This window comes from Aestuariibacter sp. GS-14 (assembly GCF_006494365.1).
GTDB lineage: Bacteria > Pseudomonadota > Gammaproteobacteria > Enterobacterales > Alteromonadaceae > Alteromonas > Alteromonas mangrovi.
This window is the reverse complement of record NZ_VHIP01000009.1, coordinates 23330-42890: the sequence shown is the minus strand read 5'-3', so window position 1 is coordinate 42890 and position 19561 is coordinate 23330. Positions and strand designations below refer to the sequence as shown.

The 19561-nt window shown below is 48.3% G+C and carries 13 protein-coding genes; 8 read left to right on the top strand and 5 right to left on the bottom strand.

Annotated features, from left to right (window positions below):
• The first annotated feature begins 11 nt into the window (after positions 1-11).
• The 3 genes from FJ444_RS14655 (at position 12) to FJ444_RS14645 (ending at position 4954) form a co-directional block, all read left to right on the top strand.
• Entirely contained in the window at positions 12-2882 is a 2871-nt protein-coding gene (locus FJ444_RS14655; protein ID WP_255439198.1) for a glycosyl hydrolase 115 family protein, read from the top strand.
• A gap of 345 nt (positions 2883-3227) precedes the next feature.
• Positions 3228-4160, top strand: coding sequence for a LysR substrate-binding domain-containing protein (locus FJ444_RS14650; protein WP_140959407.1), 933 nt, complete (start codon positions 3228-3230; stop codon positions 4158-4160).
• Positions 4157-4954: a hypothetical protein gene (locus FJ444_RS14645; protein ID WP_140959405.1), complete on the top strand. Its 798-nt coding sequence runs from the start codon at positions 4157-4159 to the stop codon at positions 4952-4954. The genes FJ444_RS14650 and FJ444_RS14645 overlap by 4 nt, the downstream gene beginning before the upstream one ends.
• Before the next feature lie 239 nt (positions 4955-5193).
• On the opposite strand, the gene FJ444_RS14640 is transcribed toward FJ444_RS14645, so the two are convergent.
• From FJ444_RS14640 to galB, 3 genes are all read right to left on the bottom strand, one after another.
• The gene (locus FJ444_RS14640; protein WP_219993905.1) at positions 5194-6468 is read right to left on the bottom strand and encodes a glycoside hydrolase family 5 protein; all 1275 of its coding nucleotides are present in this window, start codon (positions 6466-6468) and stop codon (positions 5194-5196) included.
• 156 nt (positions 6469-6624) lie between these two features.
• Entirely contained in the window at positions 6625-7803 is a 1179-nt protein-coding gene (locus FJ444_RS14635; protein WP_140959403.1) for a helix-turn-helix domain-containing protein, read from the bottom strand.
• Between the two features lie 42 nt (positions 7804-7845).
• Positions 7846-10572, bottom strand: a complete 2727-nt coding sequence (galB, locus tag FJ444_RS14630; RefSeq protein WP_140959401.1) for a beta-galactosidase GalB — start codon at positions 10570-10572, stop codon at positions 7846-7848.
• An 85-nt stretch (positions 10573-10657) separates the two neighbouring features.
• Here galB and FJ444_RS14625 point away from each other — a divergent pair, with 85 nt between their 5' ends.
• A complete protein-coding gene (locus tag FJ444_RS14625) occupies positions 10658-11773 on the top strand; it encodes a Gfo/Idh/MocA family protein (protein WP_255439197.1) in 1116 nt (371 codons plus the stop codon).
• A gap of 80 nt (positions 11774-11853) precedes the next feature.
• Here the strand turns inward: FJ444_RS14625 and FJ444_RS14620 are convergent, their stop codons facing one another.
• Together FJ444_RS14620 and FJ444_RS14615 are read right to left on the bottom strand one after the other, a co-directional pair.
• Positions 11854-13266: a sugar porter family MFS transporter gene (locus FJ444_RS14620; RefSeq protein ID WP_140959399.1), complete on the bottom strand. Its 1413-nt coding sequence runs from the start codon at positions 13264-13266 to the stop codon at positions 11854-11856.
• Positions 13267-13283: 17 nt separating this feature from the next.
• Positions 13284-14273, bottom strand: coding sequence for a glycoside hydrolase family 43 protein (locus tag FJ444_RS14615; protein WP_255439213.1), 990 nt, complete (start codon positions 14271-14273; stop codon positions 13284-13286).
• Between the two features lie 458 nt (positions 14274-14731).
• Here FJ444_RS14615 and FJ444_RS14610 point away from each other — a divergent pair, with 458 nt between their 5' ends.
• From FJ444_RS14610 to FJ444_RS14595, 4 genes are all read left to right on the top strand, one after another.
• The gene (locus FJ444_RS14610) at positions 14732-16510 is read left to right on the top strand and encodes a metallophosphoesterase (RefSeq protein WP_181405181.1); all 1779 of its coding nucleotides are present in this window, start codon (positions 14732-14734) and stop codon (positions 16508-16510) included.
• A 320-nt stretch (positions 16511-16830) separates the two neighbouring features.
• Entirely contained in the window at positions 16831-17805 is a 975-nt protein-coding gene (gene dusA / locus FJ444_RS14605; protein ID WP_370298060.1) for a tRNA dihydrouridine(20/20a) synthase DusA, read from the top strand.
• A gap of 190 nt (positions 17806-17995) precedes the next feature.
• Positions 17996-18274 (top strand): hypothetical protein, encoded by a 279-nt coding sequence (locus FJ444_RS14600; RefSeq protein WP_140959395.1) that lies wholly within the window; start codon positions 17996-17998, stop codon positions 18272-18274.
• 639 nt (positions 18275-18913) lie between these two features.
• Positions 18914-19192, top strand: coding sequence for a hypothetical protein (locus FJ444_RS14595; RefSeq protein ID WP_140959393.1), 279 nt, complete (start codon positions 18914-18916; stop codon positions 19190-19192).
• Positions 19193-19561 lie beyond the last annotated feature (369 nt).

The following is a 19561-nucleotide window of genomic DNA, read 5'->3' as shown; positions in this document are numbered from 1 at the left end:
CGGAGTAAGACATGTTAAAGCAGTGTTTTGTATTAATAGTCAGCCTGGTAAGCGCGATTGCCCCTGCCATGGCCTACGTGTCTTTTTCTTCTGAGTCGGCTGGTGAACACCCGTTTGTGGTAGCGGAGCAAGCCAGTGGTCGGGTTGCAACAATCTGGGTTGATAGAAACGCAGCGCCAGGGATTTTACTTGCAGCAAAAAGCCTGCAGTCAGATATTCAAAAGGTAACGGGTTTACAGCCTGCGATAATACACGAAGAAAATGCATTGTCCGGGCACGTGATCTTAGTTGGTGAACGCGGCGCATCTGCGCCCATCGATCGGCTTATTGCCAGTGGCGTGCTGGCTGTTGAGGCCGATTCCAATCAATGGGAAGGGTATCAACTGGCCAACATTCAACAACCTTTCGGTAAGATTGAACAAGCCTGGGTGATCAGTGGGTTTGACCGTCGTGGGGTCATTTACGGTATTTACGATTTGTCTGACAAGATTGGCGTGTCGCCCTGGTACTGGTGGGCAGATGTACCCATTGTTAAGCGAGAGGGGCTTTATATCAATGAAGGCACGCAGGTAAATGACGCACCAAAAGTAAAATACCGGGGTATCTTTTTGAACGACGAGGCACCTGCACTTACCAACTGGACGCAAGAAAAGTTTGGTGGATACAACGCAGCATTCTACCAGCACGTATTTGAACTGCTATTGCGCCTGAAGGCGAACTTTTTGTGGCCAGCCATGTGGAACAATGCGTTTGCCGACGACGACCCTCAAAATATGTACCTGGCCCACGAAATGGGCATTGTAATGAGCACCTCTCACCACGAACCCATGATGCGCGCCGACAAAGAATGGAATCGCTATGGCAGCGGCCCCTGGGAGTACTCTACCAATCCCGACAAGCTTTACCAATTCTGGGTTGAGGGGGCAAAGCGATACAAAGACAAAGACGCCATTTTTACCATGGGCATGCGCGGCCAGGCCGACACTCCCATGAGCGAAGGTGAAAACATTGGCCTGTTGGAACGCATAGTGGCTGATCAGCGTGAGATACTGGCAAAGCACATCAACAAGCCCATCGATGATATTCCGCAGGTGTGGGCGCTGTACAAAGAAGTGCAGGGCTTTTACGAACGCGGCATGCGTGTACCTGATGATGTAACGTTGCTCTGGGCTGATGATAACTTTGGCAATGTACGTCGTTTGCCTACCTCTGGAGAGTTAACCCGCAAAGGGGGCGCGGGTGTGTACTATCACTTTGATTATGTGGGCGGGCCGCGCTCGTATCGCTGGATAAATACCGTGCCGCTGGGCAAGGTATGGGAGCAAATGAACCTGGCCTGGGAATATGGTGCCGACCGTATCTGGATCACCAATGTAGGCGATCTGAAGCCCATGGAATTGCCCATTAGCTTTTTCCTGGCACAGGCCTGGAATCCCGCTGCGTTTAACGAATCATCCCCGGCCACCTTCACCCGTGAATGGGTACACAAGCAGTTTAATGGTCAGTTTACCGATGACATTACCCATTTGCTGAACACCTACACCTTGCACAATGGCAGACGCAAACCGGCCGCAATAGCACCTGATACATACAGTGTACTCAACTACAGCGAGGCCAGTCGGGTGAGTGCTGAACTGGCCGATGCCGCCACCCTTGCCGGGCAGATTTATGACCAGCTCGACGGCAATTACCGCGACAGCTTTTTTCAGTTGGTTGGGTATCCGCTGTGGGCATCCCAAGCGCTATTTGAATTAAATCATGCCCAGGCTCTTAACCGCCTGTATGCCGATCAGGATAGAAGTACCACCAACGAGATGGCTGCCAGCGTGAACGGCTGGTTTGCCCGGGATGAGCAACTACGTGATGCTTATCACGGCTTAAGAGAAGGCAAGTGGAATCACATGATGTCGCAGCCGCATATTGGCTTTGTACATTGGCGAAATCCACCAGCTAACCTGCCGCCAGTGGTTCACACCAAAGCGCTGGCAGTACCTGCTGTGGCTGATATGGGGGTAGCCGTTGAGGGGAGTCGGTTATTCTGGCCTGCCAATGAAGGGATGGGAAAATCTCTGTCGTTACCCAAGTTCACGCCATATGGTGAGGCTTCGCGGCTAATCACTGTGTATAACCGTCAGGGAATGCCATTTGACTGGAAAGCCAAGCCGTCACACGATTGGATCAGGGTGTCGGAGACGAGCGGTAACTTAACCGCCGAACAACAGATTTCGGTTAGCATTGACTGGCAAACACTACCGCCAGGTGAACACAGTGGAACAGTATTAGTAACGGGCACCGGGTGGGGCGGTGCAAGCATTGAGGTTTCCGCCGTGAAGCCAGCCATCACCGAAACGCCACAACCCGGCGACTTTATTGAAGGTGACGGATACATTTCGGCGAATGCAACCAGTGCCTTGGTGCTACAAGGCAGCGCGGGTGAATGGCGGCAGGTGGCACTGCACGGCAGAACGGGTGAAGCCATGCGTGCGGCAATTCCCCCCCATGCTCTGCTGAATACCGGTAACGCTCCAGCGCTGCAGTTCCCGCTGTATTTTACCTCTGCGGGCGAGTTTGAACTGTCGCTGCAACTGTCGCCGTCTTTGCCTTTTGATACAACCACAGGTATTCAACTGGCAGTAGCACTGGATGATGCCTTACTGGGAACCGTGAATATGCCCGAGGAGGCGAAGAAGAAAGCCTGGGAGCAAGGCGTATTAGACAACGTGAAAACGTTAACGATTACCTTTCCGGTTAACAAAGCAGGTCGTCACACGCTAACGGTATATGGTTTAACGCCTGGTGCGGTATTGCAGAAAATACTGATAGATACCGGCGATTTGCAGCCCAGCTATTTAGGGCCAATCGAGCGGCGTTACAAACTGTAATTAGGGGAATAGCAGGGGGATTTCAGCTCCCCCTGTCTGATTTTCTAACTTCTGCATTACTTCATTTTACTCCACTCAGATAAGCTCAGCTTATTACCTATATTGCTAAGCCAACGATTGATAAGCTCGCGCTTTGTTACTGAAGTTGAAGGCGACGAAAAAGGGCCTGCATTATCAGGTGAAGCCTTGTTTTTAATGAATTCATGGGGTGGTTTGATTATTTTGCTGTTCATTCTTTGCGTCCTTATGTGTGCTGTGGATGAACAGTGTTACTGCTTGCGCTTTACTTAACCAACGATCAATTCTAACATTACATATAAGTAATACTTATATTATTGAGTTGGCATGGATAAGCGTCTTCGGTGGTTGAGTCATTTATTGTGTTTCGAAGTGGCCGCCCGGCACCAAAGTTACAGTAAAGCGGCGGATGAACTGGCGATTTCACAGGCAGCGGTTAGCCAAAAAATGCGGCAGTTGGAAGACTACCTCAACGTAAAACTATTTACTCGTCAGGCACGCAGTATGGCGCTTACGGCGCAAGGCAAGGTGTTACTGGCGTCGTGTCAGCGCGGCTTCGCCGATATTGTGGAAGGGTTAAATCAGGTGCAGGAAGCACCGGAAGCGGGGGCGTTAACCGTAAGTTCTACCCAGGCTTTTTGTGCTTTGTGGCTGGTACCGCGTTTGATCGACTTTTATACCGAACAGTCGCATATCAACATAAACGTACTGGGCTCCAATCGCGTTGAAGACCTCAACGATGGCAAAATTGATGTTGCCATTCGATTCAGCACATCCAGTACCCATTTATACAAACCGTCGTTGGTGGTAGAGCAAATCGGCGATAATCCGGTGTTTCCGGTGTGCGCTCCGTCGGTTGCAGACCGCATATCCGATCGGCATACTGCAACCCACCCAAAAGACCTGTTATCGGCCAGACTATTTAGTCTTGCCCATGAAAATAAGGTGAACTGGGAAACCTGGTTTGAACATGCCCGGGTGGATATTCATCTCGTCGAACTGAATAAAACCGAAGTAACTTCCAGCGATCTGGCGTTAAGTGCCGTGCTAGCGGGGCATGGCATTATGCTGGCATCCGACATTATGGTTGGCGAGTACCTGAAATCAGGACAATTGGTGATCCCGGTGGATTTTCCGCATCCGATAAGCTGGAAAGCCCATTTGGTGTACTTAAAAAACTCACCCAAACACAAACGAATCAAGGTATTTTGCGACTGGATAAAAGCGCAAATGCCGTTTGAGCGAGAGATCAAGGAATGAATGCAATTGATGAATTAACTATTAGATACAATCTTTCGAAGGGTTTAATTGACTTTGATAGATTAAATCAGGATTTGACTGATCGTGAAATTTCTTGTGCCTTTGGAGGATTGGACTACGATACTTACAGGGTATTTATCTACTCAATTGCGCTAGGAAAGGCACCCGACAACTCGTTGCTCACCCGCTTAAACGATGCGACTCGGCATGTAGTGCGGATTTATCCGGAGCACACTAAATGCTATACCTCATCGGTGATTTTTCGTAATTTACTGTTGCTCGGAGAACATGAATCCATCAATGCGTCCGCACGTGACTTATTGGATTCTCATAAAGCCTGGAAAGGCTATGGAAATGCGCCACTTGGCGCGAGTGTGGTCGCGGCTGCTTTACTGTTAGGTGAGCCACTCGCCCCCTTTTATCTACCGGCGTTAGTAAAACGTAAAGTCGTGCACAAAGATTTAATACCGCTGATTGAGGAGGTTGAAGTTGGCTTTGTCAATTCAGATAAAGTGCACATTGCTAACACTATCGATAAAATATTGTTGCTCCATGTAAAATCCATCCGAAAAATCGATAGAGGTACATATCCGGAGCAAATCGATATTTTTAGCCTTTTCGGAAGACTAATTGCCGAAGTCGCCGCATTGAAAGGGTTTGATATCTTCGCTTTGCTCAAGGAGCGTTGGCAACCCATAAAAATAAGATTCATTTTTCGGCCTGACGACTTAACTATCCCGGCTGATACCAAATTGCCGATTACCGTCGATTTATTGACTGCACGTACTAAGTAAATTTTGTGGGGTATGTTGTTGTTGCCGAGTGTCTTACAAATTTCTATGCGAATTGTTATAAGTACCAGGAAAGAGTCTGAAAGAGTCTCTTAAATTTGTAAAGGGCGTAGGACTAAAAGTGAAAAGCAGTTATGTAGGGTTCATAAAAATAGCCTGCCAACAGGACGTGGCAGGCTATGTCCGGTAACCCGCGAACGGGCTACCCTTCCCAAACGCTATGACTATAACTACGACTACGACTATGGCGCTGCGCGCTCGCCCGCCAATAACGCATCCAGTGTTTGCTGGTCGAACACGGTATTTTGCTGGCGATCGAATATACCTGAGTTCAGCTCGTCCAAACTGCCGTTATCCCAATAGAAGGGGAGTAATCCATTGCGCAGAGCGGCTTCTACCACGTACTGGTGATAGTAGGCGCGACTGTCTAAATGCTGTTGCAGATCGTCGCCGGTGAGGTTGGTGCGGCGCATGGCAGAGAATTCACCCAGCACTACCGGGATCCCCATATCCACAAACTGTACCTTCATTAAAGCAAATTGTTCTTCCAGTAAGCTTTCATCGCCAAAGGTGGCATTGCGTTCAGGTTGCGTGGTGGAATGATACGCGTCACCCCAGAAGTAAAACTGATTGCCCCAGCTTTCGTCTTCGCGCATCAGTGTAAACTGGTATGGTGTGTAAAAATGCACTTCGGCCATCATACGGTTAGTGAGGGTATCTACCGGCATGTGGGTCCACAGGGCATGGGTTTTTTCGATATCGGTAGTTGGCCCTTGTACCACTAACGTGCGGTAAGCGTTTTTACCGCCGGTTTCGCGCACTGCATCCACAAACGTTTGATGATACGACAGCAGCACTTCCATTTGGTTAGCGTCTTCTACGGCGGGCTCGTTGGCACTGCCAAACAGTACTTTTTGATCGAAGTCGCGTAATTTGGTAGCGATTTGTTGCCAAAATGCGCGTTGTTTGGCGTTTACGTTGTCTTGTTGTTCAGTGGTTACATTGTTTTCCAGCCACCCGCCGTCCCAGTGAATGTTAACCAGTACATATAAATCTTGTTCTACGCACATTTGTACAACCTGATGCACTCGCGCTAACCAGGCGTCATCGATTTTGGCGGTATCCTGATTGGCGTATTGGTCCCAGGCAAGGGGAATGCGAACCGCATTAAACCCGCTGTCTTTCAACAGCTTAATCAATGCGGCTGACACTTCGGGATTGCCCCAGGCGGTTTCGCCGCCGGTGGCTTCCATGGTGTTGCCAATATTCCAGCCCAGCCGGATGTCGCTGGCGATTTGCAAGGCATCTTTATCCATACCCGACAGGTCGGCAGGCTGTGGGCTGGTATTGTAATCCGGGTAGAGTGTTTCTGTCGTGTTGCCGTTGCCGTTGCCGTTACCTGGATCGGTTGGTGTGGGTGTATTGGGAGTAGGAGGTGTTTGCGTGCTTGCTCCGCCGCCTCCGCAGGCAAAAAGAAACAGGGAGCACAGTAATATCAAACAACGGCAACAGGTCATGATTCAGGCCTCTGATTATGTTAGTAGCGGTTCACCTTGTTATGTGTTGTTAATGTGAATTCGCTCGTTTAATTGAGGCACTCAGGGTATGCAATGCAAGTGCGGAAAAATACCTGCAGCCCGCGAAATTCCTGGCACTTTGCAAATAGTGTTAGTTTATTTGTGAAGAGTGTTAGTGCGGCTTTGCGGGTAAACGTGCTGCTTAAAGTATTTGGGTGTGCAGCCGTATTCTTCTTTAAACAGCTTGTTGAAATAAGAGATATTCTTATAGCCCACCGTATAGGCAATATCAGCTATGTTGCAGTTGTCTGATTCGGTAAGCAACCGACTGGCCTCAGCCAGTCGCAGTTTGTTCAGGTAACTGGTGAAGGTTAAACCCAATTCGGCTTTTAACAGTTCATTCATTTTGGTGCGATTAATACCCAGTGCACTCACTGCCATGTCCATGTTTAACTCGGGATGTGCAAAGTGCTCTGCAAGGTAGCGAATGATGGTATCGCTGGGCGTGTTGCGATGTGGCGCAAGCGAGAGTTGCTGATAGGCAACCAGCGGACGTTCGCTTAATATTTTGTGCTGTAAACTCTGTACCAGCGCCTTGCCATGGCCATGAAAAAGCCAGCCCGCATATAACAGCCACAACAGGACAAGCAGAGCTGCTGTAACATACAGGTAATCCCAGTCTTCACCGTTCAGGGTAAGGGCGTTAATTTGCACCCTAATCGTCTCGTTTATCGGGCTTTGTGCTGTGGTGCCTAATTGAATTTTTGCCACTTGTGAAAGGGAATAGCCGTCGTCGGCGAGATTAAGCTCAAACATTTGTAACCACCAGGCAGGCAGAGCCATGTCGGTGAGATTAACAGACATACGTTGCCATTGTTTGCTGCAATTAAAATAGCGATGCGGGGCGCGGTAGGTCAGGTAGTTATTCAGCTTGGTTATTGTGGGGTCTACGGTATAAACCAGCAGAGCAAGCACGCTGTCAGTTGAACACTTTACATTGAACGAAAGATATTGATAGGCGCGCAGATCCCGGTGAATACGTTGTTGCTCTTGATCGCTGAACACCAGCGATACCGCAGTATAAGGCCGGGTAAGTACATCTGATAAGCGCAATTCAGCGTCCAGCAAATAACTGTCGTCATGAATAATGGCAACCGAATTCCCGCCGTCGTATTGGTCGGTGTCAGTTTCACTAAACCACGCCATTGTGCTGCTGTGCCTTGGCATCAGTGGATTGCTCAAAAACGTGTGATCAAGGGCAAGTAGCACCAGTGCTACACTTGCCCCAAGCAGCATAAGCAGGCTGTACAAGGCTTGCTTGTAAAAGCTAATCATCTTCGCACGTTCTCATTTACAGGCGGCTCTATACCAAATACGTTATCTGGACCGAACCTGAATGGTTGCAGGGTTCAGTTGTGGACTGGTTGCTGTCACTGTAATGTTACCCAAATCAGCTTGTTCGCTTTGGATAATTACCAGTACTTTGCCGCTAAAAGCGTTGCGCTGCTGCGACACAAATGGCGTGAAGTCGGTTGAGTCGCCATTATCGGTGGCTATGATGCGTCCGGGGCCGGCAATGGAAAACGCGACGTTATGGGTGGCTGTGGGTACAATTCGCCCCTCTGCATCAACTATATCTGCTGTAATAAACGACAAATCGGTGCCATCAGCATTGATCACACTGCGATCGGCAGACAACCTGATACCAGCAGCTGGCCCGGTGGTTTCCACCTTATCATGCGCCCAGGGTTTGCCGTTTTTATAAGCCACTACTTCAACAGTGCCGGGTGTGTAACGAATATCGTCGAAGCGCAAACGGTACTCCAGCGGCGCTTTTATCTTGCGTCCTTTCGACTGCCCATTAATAAATAGCTCGGCTTCATCGCCAGAGGTGAACACGTGAATAGGTGTAATTTCGCCCTCGCGTCCTTGCCAGTTCCAGTGGGGTAACAAATGCGCCATGGGTAAATCAGCCCGCCACTGGCTTTGGTATAAATAGAAGCGATCCTTTTTAAAGCCTGCCAAATCAATCATGCCGGAGTAGGAACTGCGTGCGGCATAATAGGGCGTGGGTTCGCCAATGTAATCAAATCCATTCCATACAAACTGTCCCGCCACATAAGGGTGAGTGTCGATATAGCGAAATACTTTGTCGGCGGATGAGCCAAAATCCACGGCATGTAATTCATAGCTGCTTACCTGATGAATACGGGAATCCCCACCGCGGCCATCACGCACGGGCGCACTGATGTCCGGGCTAACCGGAAACAGGTATATCCCCCGCGAACTGAATGCCGATGCCGTTTCGCTCGACAATATCACTTTATCCGGATGGGCCTCGTGAAATGCCGGGTAAGATGGCGGCGTGCGAATGCGGTTTGTGCCTTCAAATTCAGGTGCCTGACGAATACCTTCACCCTGATAATTCAGGCTGATTAAATCCATAGCGGCGCTGAACGGAAAATCGGCTTTTGCCCAGTTCATCGATGCCGTCACCGGGCGGGTGGGATCTTCACTTTTCACTATCGCTTTTAATGCCAATGCTACATCGGCACCCGCCTGATCGGTGTATTGCTCGCCTACCTCATTGCCGATGTACCACATGATCACCGACGGATGGTTTTTATCCCTGCGCACCACCGCGCGTAAATCCTGCTCGTGCCAGTCGGCAAAAATCAGGTGAAAATCAAGCGGGGTCTTTTTCTTGTACCAACTGTCAAAGGACTCATTTAATACCAGGATGCCCATTTTATCGGTTAGGGAAAGGAGTTCTGGTGCGGGTGGGTTATGCGCCATACGGATGGCGTTAACCCCCATTTCCTGCAATATCTGTAATTGGCGTTCAGCCGCTCGCACATTAAACGCTGCGCCTAGTGCACCTAAATCATGGTGCTGATTCACACCTTGCAGCGCAATGTGTTCACCGTTAATAAAAACACCTTCATTAGGATCAAACTGCAAGTCGCGAATACCAAAAGGTGTAGTGTACTCGTCGAGTACACGTCCGTTTTCTTTGCTTTCAGTAATCGTGGTCACGAGTGCATAGCGGTGGGGTGTTTGCTGTGGCACAGGGCCCCACAATTTGGGATTCGCCAGTGTGGCAAAGGCAGAGGAAGTATGATGTTTACCAGCAGATACCGTTACGGCCTGAGGTGCGAGTGTTACCACTGGTGCTGGGCTTAATTCATCAGTGATTGAGAGTTCGAAAATGGCATGCTGAATATTCACCGTTTGCGCCGAAGCGGTGTTGTTGGTGACTGACGTTGAGATTGAAATATCTGCATTGCTTGCCGACACCTGCGGCGTAATTACCTGGGTGCCCCACTGGCTCACGTGAATGGGCGCAGTTTTTTCCAGCCACACATTGCGATACAGCCCGGCTCCCGGGTACCAGCGCGACGATTGAGGCGGATTGTCTAAACGAATAGCTAATTGGTTCACACCCGTTTTCGACAGATAGGGCGTGAGATCCAGTTGATAAGAGCTATAACCGTAAGGCCAGCCGCCCACCAGATGGCCGTTTAACCACACCATTGAATACGACATGGCGCCGTCGATATGCAGGTAAATTTGCTTGCCTGCATCGTCATTGGATAGCGAAAACTGCTTGCGATACCAGGCTACACCATGGCTGGGCAAGCGTCCCATACCCCCACCCACTTTGGGGTTGTCGCCGGTGTAAAATGGGCCGGCAATTGCCCAGTCGTGAGGCAGGGTTACAGCCTGCCAGTTTGCATCGTTATAGTCCGGCTGCACAAAAGGGAAGTCCTCGCCAGGGTTACCAGCCGGACGCGTATGGCGTTTTTCGGGATCCGCAATAAACGCGTTGCCTGAAGGAAGGAGCCAGGGTTTAAGCACATGCTGCTGACTCGCTACAGACACTGCATCAGTGGGGCGGGTATCAGCAGCCTGGCTGTCGTTAAATCCCTCAATGGCCGGACGCGTGTCATACTGCAGCGCATCGGGCTGCTGGTTGTCGGCATAGCGGAAAAAGCGCCAGTTGCTGTTTAAGTCTACACGTTCGCGAGGGCTGGCAGAGACACCTGAAATGGTTAGGATTGCTGCGCAAATGACCAGCCGCGCAATAAACGTGTAAACAGGCATGCCTTGTTCCTTATTAACATTTGTAATACAAGTTGCCAATATACAGGCATGCTGTTTAGATAAAAGGCAATTGCAGATTAAGTAAATGCATTACGAAATTTCTGAAGCCTGCATGTTACCCATGGCACTAACGGGCAGGGTAACCTTAGGTTTTACTGGCCCAATACAAAACGGAATACACATTATGACTTACCGCTGGGGCGTGATTGGCCCGGGTAATATTGCCCAAACCTTTGCCGATGCCTTGAACGTGTTACCGCAAGGGGAGCTGTACGCTGTGGCAAGCAGAAATGCACAACGTGGGCAGGATTTTGTGCTTAAAAATGGCGCAAAAGTACTGCACAGCAGTTATCAGGCACTCATAGACGATCCGAAAGTTGACCTGGTGTATATCGCTACGCCTCACAGCCATCACTACCCTGTGGCTCGTGCCGTGCTCGCTGCTGGCAAACACTTGTTGCTGGAAAAGCCGTTAACAGTGAATGCGGCGCAAACCAGGGAATTGGTTAAATTGGCTGAGCAAAATAACTGCGTATTTCAGGAGGCGTTGTGGAGTCGCTTTATGCCGTGTTTTGCCAAAGTAAAAGCCTGGATTGAGCAGGGGCGTATCGGAAAATTGCAGTATATTACCTCGCAAATTGGCTTTGTATTTAACGGCGAGCCGTCACACCGCTTGCTTAATCCCGCTTTAGCAGGGGGCAGCTTACTGGATCTCGGTGTTTACAGCGTAAGCATTAGTCAGTATTTACTTGGCGAACACCCGGTAGGTGTGAGCGCACTGGCGACCCCGGTTGGTGAAAAAGTTGATCACAATACCTTTGTTACCCTGCAGTATGACTCCGGTGTGGTAAGTCAGTTTGTGAGTACGATTGATGCGCATTGTAGCAATGTAATGACCATACATGGCAATAAGGGATATATCCATGTGCGCGGACGCTTTTGGGAAGGTAATGCTTGTAGCCTGTTTGTCGACGGTGCTCCTATTGCTGATCCCATTGGCAAACCCGTAGAAACTCAGCAATTTAGCCATCAGGCTAACGGCTTTGAATATCAAATTGCCGCCACTATGCAATTAATAGGGGGCAGTACACTGAGTGATGAACGTATGTCCCATGCTGATAGCATTGGCGTGATGGATACACTCGACCGTATTCGCTATGCCCTTGGATTGCATTACAGCAACGAGATTGAAGCCTTGTAAGTTGCGGTATACATCAAGATAAAAAAAGCCCGGCGCTTGGGGTCAAATCAAGGCCGGGCTTATAGCACGCGATGTGCAGATTAACCTTCCATGTGCTCCAGTTCTTTGCCTTTGGTTTCATGAACCAGTTTTACTACAAAGAACACCGACAACAAGGCAAACAGAGCGTAGAATCCATAAGCACCGGCCAGTCCAATACCTGCTAACAGCATTGGGAAGGTATAGGTGATCACAAAGTTAGAACCCCATTGCACCAGTCCGCTTACGGCTAACCCAGAGCCGCGAATTTGGTTCGGGAACATCTCACCCAGCATTACCCACATCACCGGGCCCCACGACAGGTTAAAGAAGAATACATACAGGTTGGCTGCAACCAGCGCGGTTGTACCCCAGTCGCCCAATATTAACTTGCCATCAGCTGACTGGCTGGCATTCAAAAACGCAACCACCATTACCGACAACGTAACTGCCATGCCAATGGAACCCCATTTCAGCAGTGGTTTTCGGCCAATTTTGTCTATTACCAATAATGTGATCACGCAGGCAGCAATACTTATTGCGCCACTTAGTACGTTAATTAGCAGAGCGTCTGACTCTGAAAAGCCAACTGCTTGCCACAATACCGCGCCGTAATAAAACACTACGTTTATGCCAACCAATTGCTGGAATGTTGCCAGGCCGATGCCTACCCACACAATTGGGCGAATCTTACCGGTTGCTTTTTCCTTCAAATCTGACAAGCGAGGCTGGTGGTCACTGGCAAGCGATTGTTTTATTTCTGCCAGTTTACGTGTAGCAGCTTCACTGCCTTGCAGCTTAGTCAGTACACTGGTTGCTTTGTCAGTTGCGCCGCTTGATACCAGGAAGCGCGGACTTTCCGGAATAAACCACAGCATAATGAAAAATAGAAATGCCGGGATCAGCTCAATCCAGAACATCCAGCGCCAGGCTTCGTAGTTCATCCACAGAGTATTAGTTGAACCGGCAGCTTCACCAGCAAGCAAGTAGTTACTTAAAAAAGCTGCGAACAGGCCGCTAATGATCGCGATCTGCTGAATACTGGTTAGCATGCCGCGGTAGCGAGCAGGGGATACCTCTGAAATGTAGGCGGGCGCCATTACCGATGCAGCACCTACTGCCAGGCCACCTAATACACGGTAAATCACAAACTCAAAAGAAGATGTAGCAATACCTGAACCCCAGGCACTCACTATAAACAATACAGCGGCAACGATTAACAGAGTACGACGGCCGTACTTGTCTGCGAAGCGACCAGCAAAGAAGGCACCTACCGCACAGCCAAGCAGCATACTGGATACATTAAATCCGGTGCCTGCGCTGGCTGAGTTAAAGGCTTTTTGCAAGCCATCCACAGTACCGTTTATTACGCCACTATCAAAGCCAAACAAGAAACCACCAATGGTAGCCACAACACTAATGAATACCACAAAGGCAATGTTGTCATTGCTGGTGGCGGAAGGAGTAGAAGACATCGTGCTTTCCAACATGATTATGGCTCCAGGTACGGATCGATGGTCACAATAGTGCCATCCGGGTTATACGTCAGTTCGGTCATTTTCACGCTGCGCAGGTGTGTTTGTCCGCCCGACAAAGAGCTGTCGTGATAGAACAGATACCATTTGCCTTTAAACTCGGCGATGGAGTGGTGATTGGTCCAGCCTAAAACCGGCTTTAAAATCACGCCCTGGTACGTAAATGGGCCATAAGGGTTGTCGCCCGTTGCGTAAACGATTTTATGTGTGTCGCCGGTGCTGTATGAAAAGTAATATTTACCTTGGTATTTGTGCATCCAGGCGGCTTCAAAGAAACGTCGGTCATTGTCGCCTTGCAAAATTGGAGAGCCGTCTTTATCGAGGATCTCTACTTCCCTTGGAGCTTCTGCATACGACAGCATGTCGTCTGCCATTTTAGCAATTCGCGGTTTTACCGCTGGCGCATCGTCAGCCGGATACACGTCTTGCGGGTTATAAGAGCCACCTTCATAACGCTGTAACTGACCGCCCCAGATACCTCCGAAGTACATGTAGTAACTGCCGTCATCGTCTGCAAACACGGTAGGATCCATGCTGAAACTGCCTTCTATGGGCTCAGGCTGCGGCGTAAACGGACCACTTGGTTTGTCGCTGGTAGCAGCGCCAATATGGAACACATCATTTTTGTCTTTTAACGGGAAATACAAATAGTAAGTACCGTCTTTATAGGCGGCGTCGGGCGCCCAAAGCTGGCGGCCAGCCCATGGGATATCTTTTACCGAAATGGCGACGCCGTGATCGGTAACCTCACCACCTACTTCGTCCATTGATAGCACGTGATAGTCGCGCATATCAAAGTGATCGCCATTGTCGTTTTCCGGAATGCCGGCTTCGATGTCATGCGAAGGATAGATATACAAACGGCCTTCAAACACATGAGCCGACGGATCGGCCGTATAAATATGGCTAACCAGTGGTTCTGCCAATCCGCTTTTGTCTTTGCTCATTGTTGCGGAGGCTGATTCCGGTTCCTGAGTATTACTGGCCGCAGTATCATTTTGTTTTGCTGGCCCGCAGGCACTTAACAGCATTGCCGATACTACGGCAGATAACGTCATTTTATAAGAATGTTGAAACGTCACAACACGCTCCCTGAATGTTTATTGATGACAGCTTTGCATGATGCAGGGATACAAGACGTTGGGCAATGTTATCAGCCTGTAAAACAAGAAAAAGATAAACAGGAATCGAATAACATAAATTTTACAATCCAAAAGGTAATTCTGCGTACGATACTCGCACGATAAGCAGGGGCTTTAAGGGAGGGATACAGAGTGTTGTCACGGATGAACTTTTTATGACATCTGCCGCTATCTGTCCCCGCAGTTAAGGTACGTGCGTCTTTAATTACTTAGTTGCAATAGACAGACCGCCAATGAGGCGTTGGGACAAAAAGGATAAGAAAATGATCAGCGTGTTTAAGAAGACTGGCCTACTTGTTTTTATTTGTATTGTGCTTGGCGGCTGCGGTTCTTATGCAGGAAAGTTTGAGCAGGAAAACGGCTCGTTTGTCCCTGAACAGTCGAATTCGCAAATCGCGTTTTTAGCTGATATTCATTTACATGACTTTGTTGCAAGCGCTCAGGCACTGGATTCGGTGGACTTGCCTGTAATAGCGAGTGGCACTCCCGTACTCATCCGCAGTATGCAAGCTCAGTTACACTCTACACGATTGTTTAATGAGAATTATTTTGTACTTCGCGCAACGTTAGATGATCTTGCCGCTAAAGGGATTAAATTGGTTGCGTTACCGGGCGATTTTTCTGATGACGGACAGCCTGTTAACATAACTGCACTTGCTAATCTGCTCGATGACTACCATAAGACGTATGGGATGCGCTTCTTCGCAATCAATGGCAATCACGACCCTGTCAGACCATTTACCCGGGCTGGTGGGAAGCCTGATTTTCTCGACAATCGTGGTGAAGAAGTGGCGGTAATGAGTACAGATCATCCGCGTTGTCATGATGGTTCAGCATGGCAATGTTCTGATGCGTTGCGCGAATGGGGCTATAGTGAGATTACTCGGGCAATGAGCACTCATGGATTTATGCCCGATGCCAGTGATCTGTATTATGAAACGCCTTTTGGTACTGCCGATTTAAGCCAACGCGGTTGGCAGTGGTGCGAAGCAGAATCGCCCGACATCTGCTTGTTTATGCCAGATACCAGTTACCTGGTGGAGCCACAGAAGGATGTTTGGTTACTTGCCATCGATGCCAATGTGTATGAGCCGATTGGCCAGATAACACAGCGAAACTTTAAAGGCTCAGGCAATGCGGGCTACAACTCACTCGTCCGGTATAAACCTGGGCTGGTTAGCTGGATTACCGACGTGGTAAAGCGAGCCAGACAACAACATAAACGGCTGGTGGCATTCAGTCATTTTCCGATGGCCGATTTTTATGACGGTACGGCGGAGGAACTGGCTTCGATATTCGGTGATTCGGGAATGCAGTTACGTCGTATGCCGACAGCCGCAACGACCGACGTATTATCGGAAACCGGGTTGCGGCTCCATATGGCCGGGCATATGCACCTTTACGATGTATATGAGTCTGCAAAATCAAGTGGCTTGGTTAACGTACAAGTGCCTTCATTGGCAGCGTGGCTACCAGGTTATAGCCTGGTTACACTGAACGACGACCATTCTGCAACCGTGAAAACGGTAATTCAATCATCGGTTCCAGACTTCGATAGCCTGTTTCCTTTATACAGAACTGAATGGGCGCAGCGCGAGGCATCGGCTGACATTAACTGGGATCCTGATATTCTCAACTCCGACAGCTACCTGGCCTTTACCGATGCCCATTTGCGCGGTGTTGTACGTTCTCGTTACGTGGGAAAGGAATGGCCTGCTGAACTGGCTGAATTCATAAACAAGTATTCGATAGGTGAAACCTTAAAACTGGCAACGGGGGAGGACATTACCGATATTGCCAGTGAGGAAATTCTACAGCTTCCTGCTATCACGTTTGCCTACGATTATTATCGCCTTCGAAACGCCGGACAGTTTGCAGACTTGCAGGGTCGCGAAGACATGTATGAAAGACTCGGGCTAATCCTTAGCAATACAAGCAAATCTCAATTGGACACGCATTGGCAGATAAAACAGTTGTTAATGTTAATGGCCAAGGTGGTCAAAAAGCGGGATGCTACAGAGATTCATGTAACGGGTGTGTAGCAGGCTAAAGTGTACGGGATGATTGCAGATAGTGATTAGCTGTGATGATTTCTGTTTGTCCCAGTAAATGCGCCGGTAAAGTTTGTGACGAGCCGCTGGCCGAGCTGCGTGGGGATATCTAAAACGAGTGCTTTTTGAGCGTGTCCCAAAGTGGCATATGTGCTAGTATTCGCGCCCCACTTTTCGGTTGTTTGAAATTAGCGTGGCAAGTGGGCTTTTGTTAATCCGTGAAATGAGAGATAAGCGTAGTGTCAGATTTAAAAAGCAGTAGGGAACAGATTGGCAGGCAAGCCATTAACCGGTGTATTTCCGTCGCCCCCATGCTCGACTGGACCGATCGCCATTGCCGTTACTTCCTGCGTTTGATCTCGCGTCACACTCTGCTCTACACCGAAATGGTAACAACCGGCGCGATTATCTTTGGTAAAGGCGACTACCTTGGTTATAACCAGGAAGAACACCCTGTTGCCGTACAATTGGGCGGCAGTAATCCGAATGACATGGCGCGCTGTGCAGAAAAAGCCCAGGCCTACGGTTATGACGAAGTGAATATTAATGTTGGGTGTCCTTCAGATCGGGTAAAAAATGGTAGTTTTGGTGCCTGCTTAATGGCACAGCCTGACGTGGTAGCTGAATGCGTGAGTGCCATGCAAAAAGCTGTTGATATTCCGGTAACGGTGAAGTGTCGAATCGGTATTGATGACATGGACGAATACGAGGATTTCAGCAGGTTTATTGACGTAGTCGCTAATGCAGGCTGTGATACCTTTATTGTGCATGCCCGAAAGGCATGGCTGAAAGGCTTAAGCCCAAAGGAAAATCGCGATATTCCGCCGTTAAATTATCCACGGGTGTATCAGCTCAAGCAGGCATATCCCGATCTCACAATAGAGATTAATGGTGGCATCACTACTCTGGAACAAACCGACGAACATCTGCAACATGTAGATGGAGTAATGATAGGGCGTGAAGTGTACGCCAATCCCTATATTCTGGCGGATGTAGATAAGCGCTATTATGGCGATAACGCTACAGTATTGAGCCGTGACGCCATTGTGGCTGCCATGCAAACTTACATTGATCGTCAGGATATGCCGTACTTTAAACCCTGGCATGCAGTGCGCCATATGTTGGGGTTATTCCAGGGGCAGCCAGGCGGACGTGTGTGGCGTCGCTATCTGAGTCAAAATGGCACGGGAAAACAACCGGATCCCCAATTGCTAACTAATGCATTGGCTGCAATGCAGGAAACTGCTCAGCGAGCTAATGAGCATCAACAGTCTTTAATTGGTTAATTTAACCATGCAGTTGGTCATTTTTACTAAAAAGTGATTTGCGTGTTTTTTGTTCAGTTTGGAGTGTTTAGTTTCAAATTTAAATTCAGTTGTTAAAACAATCGGTTAAAAATAAAAGACGATCTGGCACAGGTTTCGCAAATATGTTGGCAACATAGACATTGTTCAACTAAACGAAGAGGAAACCACCATGAAAGTAAAATCAATTGTTATGACTACAGCAGTTGCGTTAGGTCTTGCTGTAAGCGCCCAGGCGAATGCGGAAGAGTCTGCAGTACAGCGTTTAATGGGTAGCTTAATTGCAAACGCTGTGTCGGTAACACAGGCTGAGATTGCAACGGAAGTGCAGCAAAACATTGCTAATACCACTTACCATTTGTCGTTAACTGATTTGCCAGTAGGTAAAGTATCAGTAACAGAAATTGCATCATTATCACAAAGCAAGGAAGACAACTCGATTGCTGAGTAGTGGAGCGAGCGCGCATGATGTATTCGCAACCATTACTGATTAGCTATGTACTGTTTTTGCCAGTGTTGATATTTAGTTTTTTTGCGTTTTTACTGTCTCTGGTGAAAACTGTTAAGCAAAAAATAAAGCCATATTTTGCAGGCAAATCAAAGCAGTTTCGAAGGAACAGGTAACCGTAATAACGTTACCTGTTTTTGTTTGTGCTGCGGGTGTAATTTTACAAGGTATTGCTGAAATGTGGCTTTCTGGCCAATTCGCAATTCCATACTCCATACTCCAAACTGCCAACTCCCTTTTATCGTTTTATCTCTTCCTAAATCGTTTTTTCCAGATCACGACACTTGTTTACCTGCTGATGAAGCCGCTTAACAGTATGCTCATTACGTGGCCCTAATTGTCATCGCATTACTATGCCGTGATCCTGACTAAACTTTTGTGGTTAAATTGACCAATGATGTGGTGTATTTAACCAATAGTTGAAAATCATATAGAAGGAGAAATGAGTTTCATACCCGTGACTTATAGAATAAGTGTTTTAAAACAATGATTTATTTTAATTTAAAAAGCTGGCACAGCTTTCGCTATAAGTAAAGTGTAAGCAAATGAACTACTCACTTTTAAACGGAAAAGGAAATTATTATGAAACTTAAATCAATCGTTGTTACTTCAGTTATCGCGTTAGGTTTGTCGATGAGTGCCCAGGCAAATGCAGATGAATCAGCACTTCAGCGTTTAATGGGGAGCCTGATTTCCAGTGCAGTAAGCACCGCGCAGGCAGAAATCGCAAACAGTGTGGAACAAAATATCGCTAACGTTACTTACAATCTGTCATTGTCTGATGCGCCAGTTGGCTCTGTGTCAGTAACGGATCTGGCAAAAGTAGAAGTAACGGAAGATACCGACTCTGCTGGCGAGTAAATGCAGGGGAATTACTGATGTTCGCACAGTCATTACTCATCAGCTATGTGCTGTTTTTACCGGTCATCAGTTTTAGTGTGTTCGCTTTTGCACTATCGCTGGTTAGCACAGTAAAACAAAAGATCAGGCCGCATTTTACGTATCATGCAGGCTGTCCGGGAAACTCCCGAAGGTACAGGTAACCGTCAAACGTTACCTGTTTTTTTTTGCGTTATCAGCCTGTAAAACAATAGCTAAATCACTCACCCTGCTTTCTCTCCCTGCTGCTTCGTAACGAACTGTGTTGCCAATTTCCACACAATATCTTTTTGACCTTATTTGGCATGTTCCGAAACCATGGTGGCGTATATGACTAACCCAGTGGTCAAT

Bases quoted from the DNA above. Each gene is read 5' to 3' on its own strand.
- FJ444_RS14655 (WP_255439198.1), top strand. From the start codon at position 12: ATGTTAAAGCAGTGTTTTGTATTAATAGTCAGCCTGGTAAGCGCGATT.
- FJ444_RS14650 (WP_140959407.1), top strand. From the start codon at position 3,228: ATGGATAAGCGTCTTCGGTGGTTGAGTCATTTATTGTGTTTCGAAGTG.
- FJ444_RS14645 (WP_140959405.1), top strand. From the start codon at position 4,157: ATGAATGCAATTGATGAATTAACTATTAGATACAATCTTTCGAAGGGT.
- FJ444_RS14640 (WP_219993905.1), bottom strand. From the start codon at position 6,468: ATGACCTGTTGCCGTTGTTTGATATTACTGTGCTCCCTGTTTCTTTTT.
- FJ444_RS14635 (WP_140959403.1), bottom strand. From the start codon at position 7,803: ATGATTAGCTTTTACAAGCAAGCCTTGTACAGCCTGCTTATGCTGCTT.
- galB (WP_140959401.1), bottom strand. From the start codon at position 10,572: ATGCCTGTTTACACGTTTATTGCGCGGCTGGTCATTTGCGCAGCAATC.
- FJ444_RS14625 (WP_255439197.1), top strand. From the start codon at position 10,658: ATGCATTACGAAATTTCTGAAGCCTGCATGTTACCCATGGCACTAACG.
- FJ444_RS14620 (WP_140959399.1), bottom strand. From the start codon at position 13,266: ATGTCTTCTACTCCTTCCGCCACCAGCAATGACAACATTGCCTTTGTG.
- FJ444_RS14615 (WP_255439213.1), bottom strand. From the start codon at position 14,273: ATGAGCAAAGACAAAAGCGGATTGGCAGAACCACTGGTTAGCCATATT.
- FJ444_RS14610 (WP_181405181.1), top strand. From the start codon at position 14,732: ATGATCAGCGTGTTTAAGAAGACTGGCCTACTTGTTTTTATTTGTATT.
- dusA (WP_370298060.1), top strand. From the start codon at position 16,831: ATGCTCGACTGGACCGATCGCCATTGCCGTTACTTCCTGCGTTTGATC.
- FJ444_RS14600 (WP_140959395.1), top strand. From the start codon at position 17,996: ATGAAAGTAAAATCAATTGTTATGACTACAGCAGTTGCGTTAGGTCTT.
- FJ444_RS14595 (WP_140959393.1), top strand. From the start codon at position 18,914: ATGAAACTTAAATCAATCGTTGTTACTTCAGTTATCGCGTTAGGTTTG.